Source organism: Bradyrhizobium sp. USDA 4538 (genome assembly GCF_024171045.1).
Lineage (GTDB): Bacteria > Pseudomonadota > Alphaproteobacteria > Rhizobiales > Xanthobacteraceae > Bradyrhizobium > Bradyrhizobium australafricanum.
Map to the genome: position 1 here is coordinate 1,362,265 of NZ_JALJZE010000001.1, position 19,885 is coordinate 1,382,149.

The 19,885-nt window shown below is 59.7% G+C and carries 13 protein-coding genes and 6 pseudogenes; 4 read left to right on the plus strand and 15 right to left on the minus strand.

The window, feature by feature from the left end:
- Nucleotides 1–102 precede the first annotated feature (102 nt).
- Together J2R78_RS05850 and J2R78_RS05855 are read right to left on the minus strand one after the other, a co-directional pair.
- Nucleotides 103–1,719 (minus strand): hypothetical protein, encoded by a 1,617-nt coding sequence (locus tag J2R78_RS05850; RefSeq protein WP_141713527.1) that lies wholly within the window; start codon nucleotides 1,717–1,719, stop codon nucleotides 103–105.
- A gap of 511 nt (nucleotides 1,720–2,230) precedes the next feature.
- Nucleotides 2,231–2,668 (minus strand): annotated as a pseudogene (locus J2R78_RS05855) (IS630 family transposase); the annotation flags it as partial.
- Nucleotides 2,669–2,827: 159 nt separating this feature from the next.
- Between J2R78_RS05855 and istA the strand changes: the two are divergent.
- Entirely contained in the window at nucleotides 2,828–4,378 is a 1,551-nt protein-coding gene (gene istA / locus J2R78_RS05860) for an IS21 family transposase (RefSeq protein ID WP_253603405.1), read from the plus strand.
- A complete protein-coding gene (gene istB / locus J2R78_RS05865) occupies nucleotides 4,375–5,187 on the plus strand; it encodes an IS21-like element helper ATPase IstB (protein ID WP_225649550.1) in 813 nt (270 codons plus the stop codon). Before istA ends, istB begins: the two co-directional genes overlap by 4 nt.
- Nucleotides 5,188–5,315: 128 nt before the next feature.
- Here the strand turns inward: istB and J2R78_RS05870 are convergent.
- From J2R78_RS05870 to J2R78_RS05880, 3 genes and pseudogenes are all read right to left on the minus strand, one after another.
- Nucleotides 5,316–5,967: pseudogene (locus J2R78_RS05870) on the minus strand (IS630 family transposase); the annotation flags it as partial.
- A gap of 103 nt (nucleotides 5,968–6,070) precedes the next feature.
- Nucleotides 6,071–7,013, minus strand: a protein-coding gene (locus J2R78_RS05875) for an IS630 family transposase (protein WP_253603407.1) whose coding sequence is annotated in 2 segments (ribosomal slippage) — nucleotides 6,071–6,673 and nucleotides 6,675–7,013 — 942 coding nt in all. Because the reading frame shifts where the segments join, the coding sequence is not laid out codon by codon here.
- 304 nt (nucleotides 7,014–7,317) lie between these two features.
- Nucleotides 7,318–8,160, minus strand: coding sequence for an electron transfer flavoprotein subunit beta/FixA family protein (locus J2R78_RS05880; protein WP_057016774.1), 843 nt, complete (start codon nucleotides 8,158–8,160; stop codon nucleotides 7,318–7,320).
- Nucleotides 8,161–9,120: 960 nt separating this feature from the next.
- Here J2R78_RS05880 and J2R78_RS05885 point away from each other — a divergent pair.
- Together J2R78_RS05885 and J2R78_RS05890 are read left to right on the plus strand one after the other, a co-directional pair.
- Nucleotides 9,121–9,604: pseudogene (locus tag J2R78_RS05885) on the plus strand (antitoxin Xre/MbcA/ParS toxin-binding domain-containing protein).
- Nucleotides 9,601–10,090, plus strand: a pseudogene (locus J2R78_RS05890) (RES family NAD+ phosphorylase). Before J2R78_RS05885 ends, J2R78_RS05890 begins: the two co-directional pseudogenes overlap by 4 nt.
- A 5-nt stretch (nucleotides 10,091–10,095) precedes the next feature.
- Here J2R78_RS05890 and J2R78_RS45100 read toward each other — a convergent pair.
- The 10 genes and pseudogenes from J2R78_RS45100 to J2R78_RS44680 form a co-directional block, all read right to left on the minus strand.
- On the minus strand, nucleotides 10,096–10,383 hold the full coding sequence (locus tag J2R78_RS45100; protein ID WP_081334887.1) for a DUF3551 domain-containing protein: 288 nt from the start codon (nucleotides 10,381–10,383) through the stop codon (nucleotides 10,096–10,098).
- A gap of 335 nt (nucleotides 10,384–10,718) precedes the next feature.
- Complete coding sequence (locus tag J2R78_RS05895; RefSeq protein WP_069280000.1) at nucleotides 10,719–11,015, minus strand: hypothetical protein; 297 nt, start codon at nucleotides 11,013–11,015, stop codon at nucleotides 10,719–10,721.
- Nucleotides 10,994–12,954 (minus strand): annotated as a pseudogene (locus tag J2R78_RS05900) (putative bifunctional diguanylate cyclase/phosphodiesterase). The gene J2R78_RS05895 and the pseudogene J2R78_RS05900 overlap by 22 nt, the downstream one beginning before the upstream one ends.
- Nucleotides 12,955–13,971: 1,017 nt before the next feature.
- Nucleotides 13,972–14,330: pseudogene (locus tag J2R78_RS05905) on the minus strand (peptidase S10); the annotation flags it as partial.
- Between the two features lie 105 nt (nucleotides 14,331–14,435).
- Nucleotides 14,436–15,350, minus strand: a complete 915-nt coding sequence (locus J2R78_RS05910) for a hypothetical protein (RefSeq protein WP_245314070.1) — start codon at nucleotides 15,348–15,350, stop codon at nucleotides 14,436–14,438.
- A gap of 134 nt (nucleotides 15,351–15,484) precedes the next feature.
- Nucleotides 15,485–15,700 carry a hypothetical protein gene (locus J2R78_RS05915; RefSeq protein WP_253587752.1) on the minus strand — a complete coding sequence of 72 codons (216 nt, stop codon included), beginning with the start codon at nucleotides 15,698–15,700 and terminating at the stop codon, nucleotides 15,485–15,487.
- 200 nt (nucleotides 15,701–15,900) lie between these two features.
- Nucleotides 15,901–16,155 (minus strand): plasmid pRiA4b ORF-3 family protein, encoded by a 255-nt coding sequence (locus J2R78_RS45105; RefSeq protein ID WP_253587753.1) that lies wholly within the window; start codon nucleotides 16,153–16,155, stop codon nucleotides 15,901–15,903.
- A gap of 388 nt (nucleotides 16,156–16,543) precedes the next feature.
- On the minus strand, nucleotides 16,544–17,827 hold the full coding sequence (locus J2R78_RS05925) for a cystathionine gamma-synthase family protein (protein ID WP_069280004.1): 1,284 nt from the start codon (nucleotides 17,825–17,827) through the stop codon (nucleotides 16,544–16,546).
- A gap of 473 nt (nucleotides 17,828–18,300) precedes the next feature.
- Entirely contained in the window at nucleotides 18,301–18,657 is a 357-nt protein-coding gene (locus J2R78_RS05930) for a hypothetical protein (protein WP_141713651.1), read from the minus strand.
- Nucleotides 18,658–18,774: 117 nt separating this feature from the next.
- Nucleotides 18,775–18,909, minus strand: a complete 135-nt coding sequence (locus J2R78_RS44680; protein WP_256558518.1) for a hypothetical protein — start codon at nucleotides 18,907–18,909, stop codon at nucleotides 18,775–18,777.
- Between the last annotated feature and the right edge of the window lie 976 nt (nucleotides 18,910–19,885).

Consider the following 19,885-nt stretch of genomic DNA (forward strand, 5'->3'; position numbering starts at 1 on the left):
TTTCCGGATCGGCAGGCGAGACCGCTCAGGTTCGGCGAAGAACAATCTCGTTCTCCAGGCCAGGTGGTCCCAGCATGCCCGTGTAGTTCACACCCGAAATTGTCAAATTCGTCTCCGGCTGTGAGCGCTCGGCAGCACGTCATGCAAACGCATTCCTTCTTTGAGGTCTGGCGGCGCCCATTGGTCGCCGTGCTGCCAGCCCGTTGGGAGATCCAGCTCTGCATCGGGGACCCCGGGCACCGAGCGCACCGCGTCATATGGTGCGCCGGAGCTCGAGCCGCCTACGCCCCACAGCGGCGAAGGATCTGGTTTATTAACGCTGTCGGTTGGCGAATGTCTGGGTGAAGCAAATATCTCCAAAAGCTTCGCCGTGTCGAAGCTTTCCACTGGCGAGAGGCCAGCTTGACCCATACTCGGCCAAATCCCCTCCGGATCGACAATTTGCACCGGCGACGGAACGGCTGGATCTGGCTGATTCACACTGTCCAATGGGGATCCGACAGGCGAAACGAGCATCTCCCGAAGCGTCGCCGTGTTCAAACTTTCAGCCCGCAACTGATCCGGATCATCCGAGGCATCCCGAAGCCCCGCTGAGTTTTGGAGTGGCAGCGAGGGGACCGGTTGATCTTCCAGTAACCGCCAAAGTTCCTCCGGTTCGAAACTTAACTCCGGTGACGCGACGGCCGGATCATCCTCCGCGTGCCAAGGGGTGGCCCTACCGGAAGCGCGCTCCGCGTTGCGGTAATCACGAACCATGCCCAGCCCGCTGACAATGCTGCCGTTTCCGGGAAACCGCTCTTTGGCAAGTTTGACCAGCTCCGGATATTCCAAATTGGTCATTCGTTGGCCATCTGCGTTGAGCGCCCCAGCAAATCTGAGAAGATTTTTGACGTAGACGTTGATGGCCTTCTTGGGACGCGCGCTGGTACGAGCCGCAGCCTCAATGAGGCATTTGTCTTCGGCGGCGGGAGCCTGATCTTCACGAGGTCGGCGTGCAGCTAAGATGCCAGGCTCACGATGCTCGCGAAGCACCAGCAATGCGGCGTCCATTTCATTGTCATTACCGAACATCCCCTTGGCGTGGACTAGCAGCGCGTTGTGATCGAGCGCGGCCATCGCTTGCCCCTGAGACTCGAGCGATTTCGCCAGCCTACGAAGAACACGATCATACTTCTCGGCTGTGAGCGGTGCCCATCCCCGGCGTGCCGCAGCTGCCTGAACCGCGCCGTCGATCAGAATCTTGTCTTCCGCAGGGGGGACATAATGTCGATCTCCATCGGCCACCCTAGGCTCGCGATATTTGTGAAGCGCCCCCAAGGCGTGGCGCATTTGCTCGTCGGCGGGAAAGTACAACCAAGCGTGGTCAAGCAGGGAAGTCTGATCGAGACCGGAAATGGTCTTGCCTCGGCAGACAAGATCATTCCCAAGTTTTCGTAGAGAAAAGGCATAGTTCCGAGCCGTTTGCTCCTGCAGATTCCTGCGCACAGCGTCTGTTTCAACCGCCTCTATGAGACTCTCATCTTCGCTGGATAGCTGAGGATAGGTCGGGCGCGGAGTATCCCGGGCGACGGCGGCTTCGGCCGCCTCACCCAGTCGCTGCTCAAAATCCGTTTGCCCAGCTTCGTTCGCTTGCGCCCCCTGAGCTGCCTGCTGTCCCCCCAACAGATGATTGGAACTTCGCGGGCCCGAAGAGAATGGGTCGCAGTTTCTCGGGTCCATGGCGGTCTCATCCGTTTTAGGGAACTCAAGAAGCAGATATCACCTGCTACCCGTGACTGCTGATGAAAAGCTGACGAGCCCGAAGCCTCTGATGAGAAGCTTAGAAAGGCATTCCTTTATGTGCGTCTGTTTTCTCGCACGGTCCGCTTGACAACCGGCATAAAGCCCATCTCGAGGCGACGAAGCTTGCCTTGACCGCTCGGCAAGAGCTGATTGATGGAAGCGGCCGCGATGGCGAATGCCAAGCGGGTGATCCCGATCGCCGCGACGAGCTCGCGACGGAACCGAACGCGAACTCAACGGCACCTTCTCTGAGCGGGCAGCACCGGGCAGGTTGCACATTCTCAGTCAAGGCAGCAGGTGGGCGAGCACGGCCCGCTTTCGCATTTGGATCGGTGGTGAATTGCAGCCGGGCTCGTCAGCTTCTCGACAGCCAGCGCGAGCAGCATAAGCCGTCGAGCGTGGCGGACCGGACTACGACTAGTGTCCTGAACCAAAAGTTCATGGCATTTTATGCCTTGGCGGGCAGATTGTAAGCGCAGAAGCGTTCGATTGAGCCGAGAATGTCGTCAGCTGATTTGGTCCATCGGAACGGCATTGGGTCAGCGTTGTGATGGTCGATGAAGGAGGCAATCTCGGCCCGTAGCGCCGCCACACTGCGATAGATGCCGCGCCTAATCTTACGCTCGGTGATGAGTGCAAAGAAGCGTTCGACCTGATTGAGCCAGGATGAACTGGTTGGCGTCAGGTGGACGTGCCAGCGCGGCCTCTTTGCCAGCCAGTTGCGGATCAACGGCGTCTTGTGGGTTGCGTAATTGTCCATGACGAGGTGGACGTCCAGATCGTCTGGAACCGCAGCTTCGATCTCATCGAGAAACTTGCGGAACTCTTTGGCACGATGGCGTCCATAGCATTTGCCAATGACCCGGCCGGTTGCGACGTCGAGGGCTGTCGCGCGGCGATCAGGATGGAAGAGCGCGTCAATCAAGGTGAGAGAGTTTCGCCGGGCTCGTGACGTAGGGAGGGCGTAGCCCGACCGGAGTTACGAGCCCGGCGTCGGCGCGATCCGCGAGGGACCGCGCCGACTGGTGATCGCGGCCGGCAGGTTATGCAAGTGGTTCTTCCGCCAAGAGGAATCACTCGCTTGCCCGGCCGACACATCACAGATCACCAAATGAGGCTCTACATGAAGTACCGTCAGACCGATAGCCCGCCAGTGGCGGCGGCCAAGGCGTCATTCAGTGCGTCGACCGCCTATCGGATCGAGAGAGATCCCCGACTTCCATCGCAAAAGAAGGCTCCCCGCGGCCGGCGACGACCCGACCCGCTGAGCGACGTGTTCGATACCGAGATCGTCCCGATCCTGAAGGCGGCACCTGGCTTACGCCCGGTGGCGGTCTTCGAGGAGATGCTCCGACGTCATCCTGATCTCGGCACCGGTATCCGTCGTACCCTGGAACGTCGTATCCGTGCCTGGCGGGCGATCCACGGCGAGGAGCAGGAGGTGATCTTCCGCCAAACCCACGAGCCCGGCCAGCTCGGCCTCTCCGACTTCACCGACATGGGCGAGTTGGGTGTTACGATCGCGGACACGCCGCTGGATCATCGTCTGTATCACTTCCGTTTGGCCTATTGCGGGTTCGAGCACGCCCACGTCGTGCTTGGCGGCGAGAGCTTCGTTGCCCTGGCCGAAGGCCTGCAGAACGCTCTCTGGTCGCTCGGTGGGGCGCCGCGGGAGCATCGGACCGACAGCCTGTCGGCCGCATTCTGCAATCTCGATCGCGATGCACGGGACGATCTGACGCAGCGATACGAGGCCCTTTGTGCCCACTACGGCATGCGTCCCTCCCGCAACAATCGAGGCGTCGCCCACGAGAATGGCTCGATCGAAGGGCCCCACGGTCATCTCAAGCGAGCAATCGCGGACGCCTTGCTGCTGCGCGGAACTGTCGACTTCGACGATCTTGCTACCTATCGCGGCTTCATCGACGAGATCGTCAGCCGCCGCAACGCCCGCAACGCCAAGCGAATCGATAGCGAGCGCGTGGTGTTGCAGGAGCTGCCCGATCGCCGGACCTCGGACTACGAAGAGGTGATCGTCCGCGTGACGTCATCGGGCGGCTTCACCCTACGCAAGGTGTTCTACACGGTGCCATCGCGCCTGATCGGTCACCGGCTGCGGGCGCGGCTCTATGACGATCACCTCGACGTGTTCGTCGGTGGCACGCACCTCCTGACCTTGCCGCGCGGGCGACCGCATCCCAATGGCAAGTACGATCAGGTCGTCGATTATCGGCACGTGATCCATTCCCTGCGGCGCAAGCCAATGGCGCTTCTCAATCTGGTTTATCGAGACAGGCTGTTCCCGCGCGAGGGCTATCGGAGAACCTTCGACCGATTGCGCGAGCGCTGGCCGGACAAGAAGGCCTGCCGGATCATGGTCGATCTTCTCGCGCTCGCTCATGAGCGCGGCTGCGAGGCCGAACTCGCCGATCAGCTCACGGCCGATCTTGACGCCGGCCGACTGCCCGAACTCAACCGGCTGCGCGCTCACTTCGCTCCCGACCCCGCCCACCTGCCGAACGTCGTGGTGCAGCTCGCGCCGCTTGCCACCTATGAATGCCTCATCGGTACCGCCGAGATCGGAGGTGACGCATGAGCGTGGCCAACACCGTTGATACCGCGCGCCTCAATCTGTTGCTCAACGAGCTCCGGCTGCCAGCCATCAAGGTGCTGTGGGCGCAATTTGCCGAGCAATCCGACAAGGAAGGTTGGCCGGCGGCCCGCTTCCTCGCCACCGTTGCCGAGCACGAGATCGCCGAACGCGGTCGCCGGCGCACCGAGCGCCATCTCGTCGAGGCGCGGCTGCCAGCTGGGAAGACCTTCGACAGCTTCGACTTCGAGGCCGTGCCGATGATCTCGAAGGCGCAGGTGATGGCGCTCGCCGCCGGTGACAGCTGGCTGGGCAAGGGCGCTAATTTGCTCCTGTTCGGGCCGCCCGGCGGCGGCAAGAGCCACTTGGCGGCAGCTATCGGCCTGGCCCTCATCGAGAACGGATGGCGTGTCCTCTTCACCCGCACCACCGATCTCGTCCAGAAGCTTCAGGTGGCGCGGCGTGAGCTCAACCTCGAGGCGGCCGTCAGCCGCCTTGATCGCTTCGATCTCCTGATCCTCGATGATCTTGCCTACGTCACCAAGGACCAGGCCGAGACCAGCGTGCTGTTCGAACTCATCAGCGCACGCTACGAGCGCCGCTCGATGCTGATCACCGCCAATCAGCCCTTCGGCGAATGGAACAAGGTCTTCCCGGACCCCGCCATGACGCTCGCCGCCATCGATCGTCTCGTTCACCACGCCACCATCGTTGAGATGAACGTCGAGAGCTATCGCAGGCGCACCGCGCTCGAACGAAAACGCGGTCCGGGACGCCCGCCCTCGCACGCGACACCCAAAACTGTCGCTGATTGACGCTCCGCGACAATCAGAGCTCAACAAAACTCTTGCGCGCGACAATCTGCGCGGCAATCATCACTCCGCCGCGACACTGACTCGCCATCCAGATTGCCGCGCCTTCCCATCCAGATCGACGCGCTACAGAGGGCGGCAAACAGCGAGGTGACGCCATGGCGTTTGTAGTCGTGACTACGGCGCGCCGGCTGGCCAGGTCGCATGGGCAGCATGGGCTGGCTGCGATCCAGCGCCTGGATTTGCGACTTCTCATCGACACACAGTACGATGGCGCGCTCGGGCGGAGCTACGTAAAGGCCGACGATGTCGCGAACCTTGGCGACGAAGTCGGGGTCGGTTGAGAGCTTGAAGGTCTCCAACCGATGCGGCTGCAAGCCGAAAGCGCGCCATATACGCTGTACTGTTGAGACTGACAGCCCGCTGGCCCGCGCCATGCTGCGCGAACTCCAGTGGGTGGCCCCGGGAGGCTGGGTCTCAAGGGTGCGAACGATCACCGCCTCGATCCGGGCATCCTCAATCGTGCGTGGCGTCCCCGATCGCGGACTCGTCCCAAAGACCTTCAAGCCAATGCTCGGAGAACCGCCGCCACCATTTGCCGACCGTGTCGGGATCGACAGCCAAACGGGCCGCCACGACCTTGCTCTGCTCGCCCTCAGCACAGGCCAGGACGATCCGAGCCCGCAGTGCCAACGCCTGAGCAGTGCTTCGACGCGACGCCAACGATGTCAACTCAGCACGTTCCACCTCATCAAGCTCCAGCGGAGCAAAGCGCCGACCCATCGCCAATCCTCCCCAAATCAGGAGAGTCCGCTATCATCGAGTCGATTTGGAGTCCGCCGAACTTTTGATTCAGGACACTAGAGCATTTTCCACATGATGTGGATCATCTGGTGTATCCAGCATGCCTAGAGTAGTTGGCACACATCTGCGGCGCAAACGACTTGACGAGTTTGCCGATGAGTTTGAGCAGGGCTTGGACCGTGCGGGTGGCGCCTTTGCGCAGCGCAGCTTTCAACCGGGAGAAGGCCTGTTCGATTGGATTGAGGTCGGGCGAGTAGGCCGGCAGATAACGCACGCGGGCGCCGACAGCCTCGATCGCCTCGCGGACACCGACGATCTTGTGAGTGCGCAAGTTGTCCATGAAGACGATGTCGCCCTTGCGCAAGGTCGGCGCCAGGACTTGCTCGACATAAGCCAGGAACGAGGGCCCATCCATTGCACCGTCGATGACATAGGGCGCCGTGAGGCCATCGATGCGCAGCGCGGCGACAAGCGTCAGCGTCTTCCAGTGACCATGGGGCACGCCAGAGACGAGGCGCTCACCGCGAGGAGAGCGCCCATAGTGCCGGACCATCTTCGTCGTGACCGCAGTCTCGTCGATAAAGATGAGGCGCGGTGCACGCAGCTTGGGCTGCTCGGCTTTCAGCGCGGCACGCTCGGCAGCGACGTCAGGTCGATCCTGCTCGGCGGCGTGCAGTGTTTTTTTTGAAGGTGATGCTGTGACGGTCGAAGAAACGCCAGATCGAACCGATGCCGGCCTTTTGCTTTCTCTGAGAGCGCAGACGCGCGCGGATCTCCTCGAGCGTCAGGTCCGGCTCCGCGGCGATCAGCTCGATCAGCCACTGCTTGTGCTGCTCCAACGGCGAGCGGCTGTGCCCGGTGCCGGGCTTGGCCTCAACGTTTCCGGTCTTCCTCCAACGATCCATCCATCGGATCGTAGTCGAAGCGCCGAGATTGAGAATGCGCGCAGCCTCACGTGCGCTTTCGCCGGACTCAACAAGCTCAACCGCACGCACCCTGAGGTCCTTGGAGTATCCCTTCGCCATCGCATGCCCCGCATGTTGTCGCGGGCAACACCGAATCTGATTTGCGTGCCCGTGGGAATCCCCTTTGACTGTTCCGATTCACCTCAACTGGAAACCGCTCTAGCGTGGGACCGGCCCAGTTTCGGCCAACTCGACGCATTAGGCCGCCGGAGGCATACCTCGCGCTGAGGGCGCCGGCGTGAGGACGGCGCCAATCTCGCCTGAATCATCAGCGCCAAGCTCTCCATGCCTCCGCGCTTGTCGGAGTGAGGAGGGACGCCAGGGCGTTGACGCGTTCGGGATTTTTCTCACCAAACTCTCAAGATCAAGCATCGCGGGCTAATGCGGCAAGATCGGTCTCGAGCTTCGGCTGTTGCTTGAAGATTGCGTCAATCAATGCCTGTGCGGGCTGCTCGGCGGTCTCAACCAGCGCTGCTTTCTCGGCGCGCGCAGAGGGTGCGAACACTCGCTTCACAACGGTCGGCGAACCCTTGAGACCGCATTTGGAGACGTCCTCGACGCCGGCATCATGCGCGCTCCATTTCACAATCGGCGCACGCGCAGCCCGCAGCGCATCCGCCATTGCGCCGCGCCGAATCTGGTTGGTAGCCTCCAGCATGGTGACAAGACAGGGCAGCCTGGTATGCAGCACCTGGACACCACCTTCGGAGCGCCGTTCCGCTTCAATCGTACGCGCTGCGAGATCCAAGGATCTGACCTTGGCGACGTAGGTTAGCTGCAGCACGCCAAGTCGCTTTGCAATGCCGGGACCGACCTGCGCGGTATCGCCGTCTATGGTCTGTTTGCCGGTAAAAATGAGGTTCGGCGGCCCGTATTCCTTACCAATCTTCCGAATCGCTGTTGCCAGTGCATACGTTGTGGCTAGGGTGTCGGAACCCGCAAAGCAACGATCGGTCAGCAGAACGGCACGATCCGCGCCAAAGGTCAGCGCTTTTCGCAAAGAGTCTTCGGCCGATGGTGGCCCCATTGTAAGCACGGTTATCTCGCCGCCGAAACGATCGCGCAGCTCCAGCGCGGCCTCGAGCGCGAACAGGTCATAGGGGTTGATGATGGTAGGCACGCCCTGGCGCATGATCGTATTGGTCACGGGGTGCACGCGGATCTGCGCAGAATCCGGGACTTGTTTGATGCAGACGACAGTGTGCATGGAATTGCTCCAAAAAGTTCGACAGCTGCGAACGGAACAGCAAATGTTATACCATCGCGCCTATTTTTGGATTTCTCTAGGAATTTCGAACATTTATATGGGAGAATGCGGCCCACTCTAGCTCGCTGCTCCGGGCGAAAGAGTACCGACGCGCGTCGGAGCTGCGACAGCGCCATCCAGCTACGAATGTCGGGTGAGTGACGCCAAGACCGCTTGCGAGATCACCTCCGTCCATCAGGCGCAGGCAGAATCGCGATGCGCACGGACAGGTGGCTCCGGCGAGGTGGTCCGCCGTGGCCAAACCTCGAGGGGGCGAACGCCTTGAGTTCCTGCCGCGATCGGAAGCTTCGCCGGTCTAGAACTGGCGCGCGCCGGCGTCGGAGAGATCACCTTTTTTGATTTCGACATGGTCCAACCGGCAATAGCCTGCGGGATCTTCCCCCCTTGAGAACGGAGGCATCCTTCTGGGCTGGCGTTCGGGAGAAGATTATATCGTCGTCGATCTCTGCGGTCCCGGTCCACTCGCACTTCAACGGACGGCATTGTTTGTTGCCGGATCACAAGTGGCAGATGGCCGAGATCAAAAGCGCATTCGAAGCGAGCGACGGCGATCTCGACTATCTCGGCGACTGGCAATCGCATTCCAGATGGCGCAGCTGAGATGAGCGATCTCGGTTCGGCGACGCTCTCGCGGTTAGCTCGAATCGTGACTGCGCCGCAGATGCTAACCGTCGCTGGTAGTCAAACAGACTGGACATTCCTCGATGCTGGAAAGGGGAAATCGTCCGTCCGTTGTTTCGGCGCAGATTGATGGCCACCCCGGCAGCTCGAATCCCCCATCTAAGGTCGTGAACCCACATGCGGCTCCGCGATGTAAGTGAGCCGAGCTCCATAAGAGGCCATCCCTTGATTTATCACGACATGTGACGCACATTAAGCGACACATGTCGCGAGACCACCATGACAGCGGCCGCTGAAAAACCTGTTGGGAACGTGCCGGGCAATGACCTGCAAAAAGTGGCCGATCTGCTCGGCGGACCCCGTATCCTGTCGCGCCGCATCACAAGCGCCCTCGACGCCCATGAACTTCTGCTGGACGGACTGCCTGGATCCGCGCTGAGCCACTTCGTCCGCCCACCTCCTCTTCATTCAAACAGCTTCGCTGGAAAAAGCCTTCGGAATGAGCCTTCGCACCTTTCAGCGGCGCAAGGACGCTCCGGACAAGCCGCTCAGCCAGGAGCAAAGCGGGCGAACCTGGAAGTTTGCCGAAATTCTGGCCAAGGCCACGGACGTGTTCGGTTCGCAGGAGGAGGCCGAGCAGTGGCTCGAGCGTCCGGCCATCGGTCTTGACCAGCGCCGCCCGATTGACCTGCTCGTCACGCCGGCCGGCGTCGAACTCGTTGAACAGTACCTTACGCGCCTCGCCTACGGTGTCTATGCGTGACGTCTTCCGTAGAGCCATTGGGAGGCGGCAAGCTCATCGCCTGGCGCCTCGATCCGGCACGTTACGCGTCGACCTGGGATAGTGGCGAAGGCGCTTTCCTGGCCGGCGGCCGGTGGAACAGCATAGGCGTCCGCGTCGTCTATTGTTCTCTCGATCCGGCGACAGCGATCCTGGAAGTCGCGGTTCACAAAGGCTTCAAGACGCTCGACACAGCGCCGCACGTACTGACCGCGCATCATGTCATCGACGTGTCCGACGTTCACATCGTTCGCCCCGCCGACGTTCCGAACGCCAACTGGCTGCTGCCCGGAATCCCGGGCGCAGGACAGCAGGCGTTCGGTGATGCGCTCCTGGCCAAACACCGCGCGGTGTCCAACCACAGCTGGAATCTTCGACCCGACCAAGGCGAAAGGCGCGTACCAGTAGCACATTCAGGAAGCGTTCGCACTCGATACGCGTCTTCATCCTCGACCATCTAGGTCCTGATGGCTTCATGGCAGCGACCGCCGCACACCAACGAACGACAGTCTGGTGTTATTGCCGATAATGGCGCGTTGTCGCTTTCGAACCCACTCTAACTTGGAGACCATCGGCGAATTTATAGGCTTGTCCAGGCTCGGACAGTGGGCCGCCTTTCCGACTTGCACCACCGAGTCGATCTCTGTATTGCCACCGCCGCTCGCCCCGCATGTCACTTGTCGCCCGGATGCGGACGCGAGGCACTGCGCGCGCGTCTGGTACATGCAATCGCCGGGATATCCGACGCCTCTCCCCTGCATGCACCATGGAAATCTCGAGTTCTCGCCGGAGTAACAGTTACGTATCCCGCGATCCCAAAGGCCAACGCAGCAAACAACAGAGACACGCGCATTGGTGGCTTCTCAGTTCGACGCCCGACCGTTCCAAAGGAGCGAACGACCCGTAGTTCCCCTTAGAAGCTCATTAAAGATGGCTTGATGCTGCTGGCAGCGGACGCTGGGGTCAGCAATGAGGAGATCGCCGCGAGCGTCGGGGTTCGCGGCTCGACGGTGATCTGCCTACGCGCCGTGCATGCTTCGCCCGAGTCCACGGCCTACGATATCCGACACCTCTCAGACTTGCTCTAGGTTCTACGTTAGGCGTCACGCGCCCGCAAATCCTTTTCTCCCCAGCCTCCCTCCGGCTCGCACAGCAATCTGCCAAAGCACGATTGATCGACCTCAGAGAGGTGGCGAATCTCGTCCCAATGCCGCATTAGGCAATCAATTTGGGCAACTTTGAATTTGGAGAAAGCTAGCTCCACCACACCTTTGTCATCGGTTCTGATGGCTACTCCAGCAGGCCAGGCGTCTGTTCCACTTAGGATGCGGGTGTTTACCACCATCGGAATGACGAAGGGCGCCCCGTCATTCAAGCGGCTGGTGTCGACCATCGCTTGTCTTGATCGAGCAGAGCAAAGATTTCGTCGGCCGCGACCGGCCGACCGATGAGGTATCCTTGCACTTCGTCACAATTGGCTTTTCGCAAATAGTCGAGCTGCTCGGCGGTTTCGACGCCTTCGGCGACCACGCCGATCTGCCGGTCCTGCGTCAGTGTGATGATTGATTTTACGATCGCCGCGCTCTCTGGTCGGCTCAACATGTCTCGTATGAAGGACTGATCGATCTTGATGCGAGTGTAAGGCAGTTTCAGTAAATAGGTCAGCGACGAATATCCCGTCCCGAAATCGTCAAGTGCCACCGTCACTCCCAATTGTAGGAGTGCGTTCAGGATCGATGATGCCGGCGCGTACTTCGAGATCAGCATCGATTCGGTTATTTCGATTTCGAGACGATGAGGAGCGACTCTGGCTTGGGAGAGGGCCTGCACGATTGTCTCAAGGATGCTGACGTTATGGAACTGAGCTGCCGAAAAATTCACGGCGATCCTGAGGTCAGACGGCCAGTTCGACAGCGTCGCGCAGGCGCGTCGCACCACCCACTCACCGATTCCGTGGATCAGTCCGGTCTCTTCGGCGATTGGGATGAACTCGGTCGGGGAAATTACCCCACGGACGGGATGCCGCCAGCGCAGCAAGGCCTCAAAGCCGGTGACGCGGTCCGTTCGAATATCAAAGAATGGTTGGTAAAGAAGGAATAGCTCGTCTCTGTCGATCGCGAGCTCCAGATCCTGCTGCAACGCTCTGTGCTCGTGCGCTGATTTGTCATCGGAGATCTCATAGAAACAGATCGTTCCCGGACCCGCTTGCTTGGCGCGATAGAGCGCAATGTCGGCATTCCTCAGGAGCTCATGAGGTACGTCGCCATCGCGCGGCGCCATTGCGATGCCGATGCTGGTCGCTCCCGCGATCTCACATTTTTCGATGGCGAATGGTTCGGCGAAGGCGCCGACAAACCGCTCGGCGACTTCGAAGGCATCCTCAACCTTGGTCAGATTGGTCATAACAATGGCAAATTCATCGCCGCCGATGCGCGCAACAGTATCAGTCTGCCGTACGCATCGCTGTAGTCTCGCCGCGGTCTGCACGAGAAAGTCATCGCCAGCGGGATGGCCGAATTTGTCATTCACTTCCTTGAAGCGATCGAGGTCGAGGAGAAGAACCGCGAACTCCTCGCCCGTGCGGGCGAGCCTGTTGAGGGCACCTTCGAGGCACTCATTGAAGGCAAAACGGTTCGGCAGTTGGGTCAGCGGATCCCGTCGCCCCCTCCTTTCGGCCTCCAGTTGAGCAATCGTGCGTCTGGTAAACGCGAAGGAATTGGCGAAAACGCCGGCAGGAGTACGAAGCCATAGGCCACGACCAGAATAGCGACGAGCAGATAGGCGAAATCGTCGTTTCTGCCGAGGCAAATTGCGGTACCCACAAAGATCGGAGCCGTGAACGCAACTGCCGCCACCGGAATCGTGGCGAAGGCGAATGCGCCACCTGCAAGCATTCCAGAGCAGAGACACGTTATGACGAGCTGCCCGCCATTGGAGGCATTCGCGAAGAAAGCCACCGGCACAATTGCCCAGGCAGTTCCGAGAACCAGCGCATTCCGTACCAACCGGTGCATGGCCTGGCGCGACACGAACTGGGGCTTCGTCATCAGTCGTGATGAACGCGCTTTCAGGCCTATCGATAGCGCGCCGCAGACGACAGTCGCCGCCCAGATCAGGGCAACGTTTCTGTCTGGCGAATGCCAAAGCGCAATGGCGAGTACGGTCGCATTGCAGGCGTTGGCCATCATGATGCCCAGCGAATAGCCAAGCACGAGGGAGACCTGCTCGGCACGAATGTATCCTGCAACCGTTTCATCGGTGGCCGGCCCGCCAAATGCCGCCAATTCTCCGGCTAGGAGCTTCGAGAGCCAGGAGCTCAGATATGCTCGCATTCAGGGACCCCGCAGGACTGGTTATAACGTTTGGCGCCAGCTCCGGAAGGTCGCGGCAAATCTTTGACAAAAGATAAACTCTTGATTGTACCAGCCGCCTAGCGCCGCCTGACGGCGCGCAGGAATCATTGCTGAGGGTTTGGCCGGTTACTGCGCAACTCCGTTCGTTTCGTACAGACCTATTGCTTTGATAGATCGCTAGTTCGAGTTAACTCGCGTGATGACAGCCTCAGCGCCATCTGGATGAAACAGCGAGGTGTGAGATCGATCGGGCTCGACCAAGGTTTGGCGACGCGCGCATTCCGCGGTTGAGCCGCTTGCCCCGACGACCTTCTCTTTGCGTGGCCCTCGCAGTTCGCTGTCTTACTGCACTGCACGCCAGCCAATAAGTTTCGGCAGAGGTGCCGTTGATCCCTTTTGTTCGATCGAGCCAGCCTCCTCGACCCGTCGGTCCACGCAATCAAAACTCGACAACCCGGTTGGATGCCCGCGCAGCAAAAAGAAACGCAGGACATCTGGAGCTGATCGCCGTCAGTTGACGCCGCGATGACGCTTTCTTTCAATTTCAATGACCGCGCGCAAAACTGCCCGACATGCCTCGTCGTCGCTGACGGAGCGTCCCTTTCGTACAAGCCTGAGGCTCACCACATCCGGGCTAGGCGCTCTCGCAGGCCATCCAAGCCGACTCTTTCTTGTCGCGACAGGACACTGGCCTGGGAGCGTCGCCATGCCGAGTATATCGACCAATTCCAGGAACCGTTTGTCCGAAAAGCGCTCGTTCGGCTTCGAGCGCTAGGAGAGACCGCGCCGTGCTCGCGGCGAGCCTTATTGGGGCCGCTTCGAACACCAGCACGAAGCCGCCACCACGCTCCGGGACATCTCGGCTGGTCCGGCGCGGGTCTTATATTTGGACTAGCATTTCAGTTGCGGTCTCGCGCTAAGGAGCACCGACCTCCTATGCACACAAAACGCGAACCCCCATGAGCTAGCTCGCCGTCAGCTTGATAAACACACGCCTCACTTCATCATCGCGTCAGTCTCTGCGCGAAGGCTTGGCGCGACGCGTGAATAGAACATGTGGCCGCCCCGATAGACCACGAATTTGACCCGCCGCTCCGAGGCGAAGGGTAGCAACTGATCGAGCGCCATCTTCGAACCGAAATAGGGCGTAATAAGATCGAACAGACCGTGCCCGATCAACACGTTCATCTTCGCGTCCCTCGCGAGGATCTGGCGCAGTACCGATAGCGACTGCGGGGGCACTGCCCTTGCGGAAGCTCCAGTGCCGCCAGACCGCGCCGTTGAGCAGTGGAACCGTCCGGTCGCCAGTTGAGCCTGCGCGTCAGGACATCAACGGCCGCGCACATAAGCTTGGCCGGCTTTCTTTCCTCAAGGATCGCAAGAAGTCAAATACCCTCAGCCAAGATGACATGCTACCTAGAAAGGCAGAATGGTTGCTGCCGGAACATCGGGCGAACTGTCTATTGTTGGGCAAGGAGTTCGTCGAGCGCGCGAGTGAGTTCATCTACATCAACGTCATCGTCGCACGACTCGGTCGAGATACTTACAACGCTCTCGTCATCGCCATCCTTGGCATCCCATGATTTAGAAAGGTACAGTTCAGGTTTATTTGCACGCTGCCATTCACCATCAGCATTCCTAGTCCACTTATCGGGACGCTGGGCAGGATCAAGCACCATGTTGGCTTCATCCACCTCAACAAAACCCATCGCCGCGAGGCGGGATCGCGCTTCCAGACTGACCGGAGTGGAATTGATCAATGGTCGCTCGCCATCGCGCCGAAGTTGACATTCCAGCAGAATATCCCCCGCGTTGTCGACAAGCGGATGACTAAGCCGAAGAGCTGTGGTGGATGTGATTTCAGTTCGCCCGGGAAACAGTTCCCGCCACTTTTCGCCTTCGAATACCTCATTCATCTGAAATCCAGCTTCTGTCCTTAGAAGCCCAACGCTTTCGTTGCCTAACTCATAGCTGAAATATCGAGCGTCGTCGGTATGTCTTCTGGCCGTACCGGTGCCCTCAGCCAGACTTGCCGTACGCGCAGCTTTTGAAGATACGAAAGGCGAGTACTCTTGTGAGTTCGCCGCGATATGCTTGATTTCAGCGCCATGAAAATCCTTCATTTTGTCTTTGAATTGAGACCTTGTGATCTCGATGACAGGAGGTCGCTGAGCGAGGAAGTACGACGGTGCTGCCGCCGCAGACGAACTAGCGTTCGGATTCGGCGTCGACTGAATGTCTGCAAGCACGTCCACAAACCTCGGGGTATCTGTATCAGGTTGCGCGGCACTGTTTACTGAGTACTCGATTTCACCAATTTCCCTTGCATGCGAGAGCGATTCGATACTCGACGAGCTGATAGTCCGGTTATGCATGGTAAGTCGTACTGGAGCCATTCCGAGTCCGGCCGCAAACAACGAGCTGAGACTGTACAATATGACGCGACGCACGATTCAAGCCCCTTCGATGGTTCATTGCGTGAAAACTTGCGGCTCAACCCTGAGCTCCGTCAGTCGTCGGTGGCGGTAACCGTCGATCCTCGAGCATCTTTGATTGCTTCTCCGGCGTTTAGGATGCGCCGTTGATAGGGATCCTCCTCCCACATTCGGTCGGAGATATCCCAGATCCACTCCTCGAACGGCGAGATCGCAAATGCAACGAAGCGACGGCTATGTCCGAAGTCAAAGTTAGTGCCTACCGCGCAGGCGCGGAAGAACTCCGCCAAGCGCAGTGCTTGAGTGACTTTTTGTCCCGTCGACGATTTCTCTCTGAAAATCGTTGCGGTTTTCGCGATTTCGTAATTGAGGGGCTGACCGCTTGATACGACTCGAACAAATGCAATTCGTGCCCCATCGTCGCCACGGCGTCCAACTTTCTGGACGAACCGATGATCGCATTCTGTCCTCACGTTCAGCGAGGGTAAAATCAGGGACTCGATGGTGCGACGGGATGATCTGTGAACTTGAGGCTGGACGGCAGAACAACATGCGTCGAGCCATCATAGAGATAATGGATCGTCTTGGCGCCGGTCTCTTGAACGATATCGCAGAGCCGCGCTTTGCTGGCGTCCAAGGGCTGGTGGCCGTAATCGTTGTAGGGACCAGGTATCCCCCAACGGACCTCACCAGCGAAGAACTCGAAGAGGTGGCTATTCGTCCAGCCAAATGCCGCCTGAAGCATCAGATGTAGCCTATCAAGGAGCAGGTGACGGGTACAACAAGGCGACGCATCAAAAGCCCAAAACCTGAAACGGTTAAACGTTATACTCGGGCGCTTCGTCAACCGTAACAGCGGAAGCCTCCGGCGATCCGAAGGGCGGTGATCGCGGTCGGGCACGGGATCGGGCGGCAATTGCGAGTTGGTTTCGTTTGTTGGCCCACGGGTCGCGCCGTCTCCGAATGGCTCGAAATAGAGTGAGATTAACGGCCTGCCGGCGATTCCCTGCTGAACGCATCCAGCAATGCTATTACGTTTGCCTCATGCGACAGCTTTCGGGCGCGCAGAGCAATGAGGCCGCACGCTGCGTCATGTCAGCGTGCCGCGCGTCCAATCCGCTGTGATCCCCCGCTCAAGCCGCGTTCAGCGCCTGCGCGAGGTCCGCGATCAGATCGGACGGGTTCTCGATCCCGATCGACAGCCGGATGGTGGAATCGAGCACGCCGATCTTTTGGCGAATGTCGGCGGGAACGCCGGAATGGGTCATGGTCGCGGGCAGGCTCGCGAGCGACTCGGTGCCGCCGAGGCTCACCGCCAGCTTGAGGATTTGCAGCGCATTGAGGAATTTCACCGCCGCCTCCTTGCCGCCGACGATGTCGAACGAGAAGGTCGATCCCGCGCCCAGGCATTGTCTCGCGAACACCAGCCCCGAGGGCGAGGCCTGCTCGTGATGACCGAGATAGTGAACCCTGGCGACCTTGGGGTGGTCTCGCAGATAGCCCGCCACCAGGCACGCATTCGCATCGGCCTTTTCCATGCGCAGGCTCAGCGTCTCCAATGAGCGGTTGATCATCCAGCACGAATGCGGATCGAGCTGGGTGCCGATGGCGCCGCGCAGCGCCTTGATGCCCTTGATGATCGCCCTCGATCCGAGCGCGGCGCCCGCGATCAGGTCGGAGTGGCCGCCGACATATTTCGTCAGCGAATACAGCGACAGGTCCGCACCGTGCTCGATCGGCCGCTGAAACACCGGGCCGAGCAGCGTGTTGTCGCAGGCGATGATCGGCGTGTGTCCCTGGGCCTTGCCGATAGAATCGGCGATGCGGCGGATCATCGCGATGTCGACCAGGCCGTTGGTCGGATTGGCCGGGGTCTCGATCAGGATCATCGAAACCCGCCCCCTCCCCGTCGCCTCCTCCGCGGCCTGCCTGACGGAGGCTTCATCGATGCCGTCGGCAAAGCCGACCGCGCCGATCGACAGGCGCGCCAGCGTGTTCGTCAGCAGGGTCTCCGTGCCGCCATAGAGCGGCTGGGAGTGCAGGATGACGTCGCCGGGCCGGACGAAGGCGAGGATCGTGGTCGCGATCGCCGCCATGCCCGAGGAGAACAGTGCACAGCTGTCGGTGTGCTCGTAGACCGCGAGCCTGTCCTCGACGATCTCGCTGTTGGGGTGGTTGAAGCGCGAATAGACGAGGCCCGCCCCCATGCCTTCCGGCGGCTCACGCCGGCCGGCGACGTAATCGAAGAAGTCCTGGCCGTCTTCGGCGGTCTTGAACACGAAGGTCGAGGTCAGGAACACCGGCGGCTTGATGGCGCCCTCCGACAATTGCGGATCATAGCCATAGGTCAGCATCAGGGTTTCCGGATGCAGCATATGGTTGCCGATATGGGTCTTCGACGGGAACGGTTTTACCATGGTTGCCTCGCTGTTCCGATGCTCGCCGCGCGTTGCGGGCCGAATCGGTGGTACACTGGTGCTCACAAAATCGAGCCTGTATGCAGGTTTGCCGGCACCTGCTCCGGCAGCGGATTTCCAGACAGATCTAACTCGGCACCAGCGCTCAACTGCGTCAGTGGGTTTCGGGTAGGCTGGTTAGCTGGTTGCGCCTAACGGCGAGAGTACGGAGCATAGCGGGTAAGCCCCTCCTGCGGACTCGTCAATTGATTGTCGCTGACCTCGAGATACTGGAGCGCATCAGAGAGGATCTCCGGCAGATTCGGCAACTCATTGTAGCTGACGTCGAGAAACTGAAGCGCAGGAGGAAGGGCCTCAGGCAGGCTCGCTAGTCGGTTATCACTCGCGTTGAGATAAGCGAGCACGGCCGGAAGGGCGAGCAAGTTGGTCCGCTGGTTGTGACTGACGTTCGGCGCCCGAGGGTGGCGGGCAGGCTAGCTATCGGGCAGTCTGGTTAGCCGGTTGAAGGAAACGTCGATTTGCCTGAGGTCGGTCGAAAATCTGGGCAGACTGGTCAGGGATAACGATCCGAGATCGAGATGTTGATCTCTCTCGGAGAGATTTAATCGCGTTAAGGCTTCTTCTCGATCCTCGAGTGGGCCCACGTCCCGTTCGGCAGCCCAATTTTCAACCGTCTGGTCTTGGTCGCCCTCCGCATGAGCTGAATCTGCCGCGTCATAGCTTGTCAGCACTCCGTCCCACTGCGCCCCGGCCTCGTTTTCCTGCCCCTCTCGTTCGTTCGAAGGGACCCCATCGCCGCACAGAATCTGCCCTGCCTCAAAGGGATCCATTCCATACTCCCTTGCCAGGACCGAGTAGACTCGGTCCACTACGATACGTTGTAACCTCTGAAGCACTTACCTGTCGGTAAGCTGACGAAGAAGCTTACGATTACTCACATTTTTGAGTCAGAGTTTCGCTGCCGTTGCGATATCGATGAATCGCGATAGTCCGCGCCACACGATCAGATTCCCTGGTTGCGCATCGTTGGCGCGGGCGAGATAGCCGCCGAGCCTGGCGATCTTGATGAGATAATGCGACAATGTCTTTCGTTGGGTGCTGACTGGATCTGTCTTTAACGAGCCGATCAAGCGATTGGATTTCAGCTTTGGTCAGCGCAAATTCCGGTGAGACATTTGGCGCTGAACGATTGAGCATCGTCATCCAAAAAATGCGCCAGCTCACAATGCAGAACAGTGAGATTAGATTCGTCAATCGCTGAGTAGTCCGCAGTTGCGAGTCCTCTGCCCTCCAGCCGGATTTGAGTATCTGTGGAAGACCTCAATCTTCCATCGCAGAGAATATCATTCGAGTTTCTCGATCGCACCCCTCGCGATTGCACCGGAACATCGGTCAGGAGTTTCCATTCAATCTTCTTTCTGTTCTTTGGCGCTCCTCTTTCATCAGCGTGGATCACTGTCAAAATCAAAGCGGGATACCGCGACGGCTTGTCAGCGCTTCCCGAACGACGATCAGGAAAGCCGCGCACCGCAATTGCGCAGAGAAATTGTTGCTCCTCGGTGGCTACTACACCTCGCAAATGAGGCCGCGATGAAATTGACTGGCCGCCGAGCCAGAGCCCACGGCGGGATAGCAAGCAAGTATTTGCAGCCAGAAGCGCTAGAATAGGTTGACAGATACTGCACTTTGCGCGAGTAATGTTACTACGCACAACTACCATGGCCCGTAAGTGTGGAGTGTGCTCATGGCCGAAGTTCTCTTCCGCGCGGGAATCGTCGCGTTAGGACTTAGCCCGATCGCAATAACAGCCGTTATCCTGCTTATTTGAAGGGTTGCAGCAACCTGCCCGCGCCCCACGCGGGCTGGTAGATGGCCCCAGCAACTGCCTCCACCGGCCCCCAAATAGTTGCTGGGGCCGCTCATAAAGAGGCGGCTCGGTTGGCGGAGTCTCGGCTTAAAGGCCTCGCAGGGCGGCTTGGCGTATCGCTGCCGACCTTACGCAAGGTCGAAACGGGTGACGCTGGAATGACCTCGGGACATTCCTTACCGCTCTATGGC

Coding starts and splice junctions, on each gene's coding strand:
- J2R78_RS05850 (WP_141713527.1), bottom strand. CDS start 1,719: ATGGACCCGAGAAACTGCGACCCATTCTCTTCGGGCCCGCGAAGTTCC.
- istA (WP_253603405.1), top strand. CDS start 2,828: ATGCAAGTGGTTCTTCCGCCAAGAGGAATCACTCGCTTGCCCGGCCGA.
- istB (WP_225649550.1), top strand. CDS start 4,375: ATGAGCGTGGCCAACACCGTTGATACCGCGCGCCTCAATCTGTTGCTC.
- J2R78_RS05880 (WP_057016774.1), bottom strand. CDS start 8,160: ATGCACACTGTCGTCTGCATCAAACAAGTCCCGGATTCTGCGCAGATC.
- J2R78_RS45100 (WP_081334887.1), bottom strand. CDS start 10,383: ATGCAGGGGAGAGGCGTCGGATATCCCGGCGATTGCATGTACCAGACG.
- J2R78_RS05895 (WP_069280000.1), bottom strand. CDS start 11,015: ATGGTCGACACCAGCCGCTTGAATGACGGGGCGCCCTTCGTCATTCCG.
- J2R78_RS05910 (WP_245314070.1), bottom strand. CDS start 15,350: ATGCATAACCGGACTATCAGCTCGTCGAGTATCGAATCGCTCTCGCAT.
- J2R78_RS45105 (WP_253587753.1), bottom strand. CDS start 16,155: ATGCTTCAGGCGGCATTTGGCTGGACGAATAGCCACCTCTTCGAGTTC.
- J2R78_RS05925 (WP_069280004.1), bottom strand. CDS start 17,827: ATGGTAAAACCGTTCCCGTCGAAGACCCATATCGGCAACCATATGCTG.
- J2R78_RS05930 (WP_141713651.1), bottom strand. CDS start 18,657: ATGGATCCCTTTGAGGCAGGGCAGATTCTGTGCGGCGATGGGGTCCCT.